Origin of the sequence: Falsigemmobacter intermedius, assembly GCF_004054105.1 — a bacterium.
GTDB lineage: Bacteria > Pseudomonadota > Alphaproteobacteria > Rhodobacterales > Rhodobacteraceae > Wagnerdoeblera > Wagnerdoeblera intermedia.
On record NZ_SBLC01000061.1, the window covers coordinates 1 to 1268 of the forward strand.

General features: G+C 57.8%; 3 protein-coding genes. All 3 read right to left on the reverse strand.

Annotated elements, in window-relative coordinates; genetic code table 11:
* A partial coding sequence (locus EP867_RS18050; protein ID WP_164888940.1) for a YdaU family protein occupies positions 1-411 on the reverse strand: 411 nt, incomplete at its 3' end.
* The gene (locus EP867_RS18055) at positions 408-923 is read right to left on the reverse strand and encodes an HNH endonuclease (protein ID WP_206616377.1); all 516 of its coding nucleotides are present in this window, start codon (positions 921-923) and stop codon (positions 408-410) included. The genes EP867_RS18050 and EP867_RS18055, both read right to left, overlap by 4 nt.
* Positions 920-1268, reverse strand: a 349-nt coding sequence (locus EP867_RS18060; RefSeq protein WP_194085570.1) for a VRR-NUC domain-containing protein, incomplete at its 5' end; no start/stop codon positions are given. The genes EP867_RS18060 and EP867_RS18055, both read right to left, overlap by 4 nt.

The window sequence follows — 1268 nt, forward strand, 5'->3', positions numbered from 1 at the left end:
TTCTCTGATATCTGGTTCTGATATCTGACTATGCTTAAGCTCGGCTGTAGCAATTGCTTCCCGTGCATTGATGTTTTTCAATGCGTTAGCAGTTCCGCCCTTCTTCCCGGCGGTCTTCCGTTCCTGCGATATCGAAACCGCTTTTTGATGCTCTTTCGTCAGTCGGGCGTTGGTCATCACCTCGCCCTCGATCGCGAAAAACTCGCTGATCTCTGCCCAGATTTGCGGCCAGCGCTTCGGGCTGACGCGGCAGACGCGAGCCAGCTTCGCCGGGTCGTTCGGCAGGCTTGCGCCGTTGCGCCACATCGTCATGAGCAGGAGCAGGTATGCCCCGTGCTGCTCGGTGGTGAGGTGCAGGGTGTCGGCCAGATAGTCACCGACATAGAGCTGCATGAAGGGTGCGCTGCTCATTGCTGCACCTCTTCTCGCCATGCAACGAACTCATCATAAGGCTTGGTGCCTTTAGAGCAGTTGCACGACTTGCAAGCGGTCAGCAGGTTATCGGGTTCATGCGACCCACCATCGCGCTCTGGGATGATATGATCGATGGTGAGCTGACGATCGCTGCCGCAGTAATGGCAGCGGTTTCCGTCTCGCTCAAAGATCATAAGGCGCAGGCTTTTGCTGATCTTGGTCTTTCTGTAGCCCGTCTGATAGGAGGCTGCGCTCGACCGCTCATGCAGCTCAACGAACCGCCAGATGTCAGGCTGGATGTATGAGCCATCCCCGCACGAGATGAGCATTCCAGTCTGCACATGTTTTTCGAGAATGGGCCCAGCATCAGCCTCATCGCAGCCCAGCCAGTACGCTGCCCCACGAGCCGAAACAGTGCCGTTACAATCGCCAGCGGCGATGAAAATCAGTCGAGCTTCACCTTTATAGACCCTGTTCTGAAGGGCATAGGACATTGCCGCCATACTCATGGGAAAACCTCCCCTTGTTGCTCAGTCTCTTTGGTCGGGATGCCCCACTCAGCCAGCTTGGCGCGCACGTCCTCGATGCTCTTAACCACCGCAACGCGGTAGCCGAGGCGCGAGAGTTCGGCGTGAACAAACTTCTGCTCAGGGGTGGCGTAGTTGCCCTTAGCCTTCACTTCGAAGAACAGGGGGCCGTGGAAGGTGAAAGCCACGAGGTCGGGAAAGCCCACGGCCATGCCGAGGTGCTTGTGCTTGGCGATCTGGCGGGCAACTGCGGCGCCGGCCATGCCAAACTCATTCGGGCTGTGGTGGATCACCGGATTGCCGAACAGGACGCTCCGAAGGAAGCCC

Coding starts and splice junctions, on each gene's coding strand:
- EP867_RS18055 (WP_206616377.1), bottom strand. CDS start 923: ATGAGTATGGCGGCAATGTCCTATGCCCTTCAGAACAGGGTCTATAAA.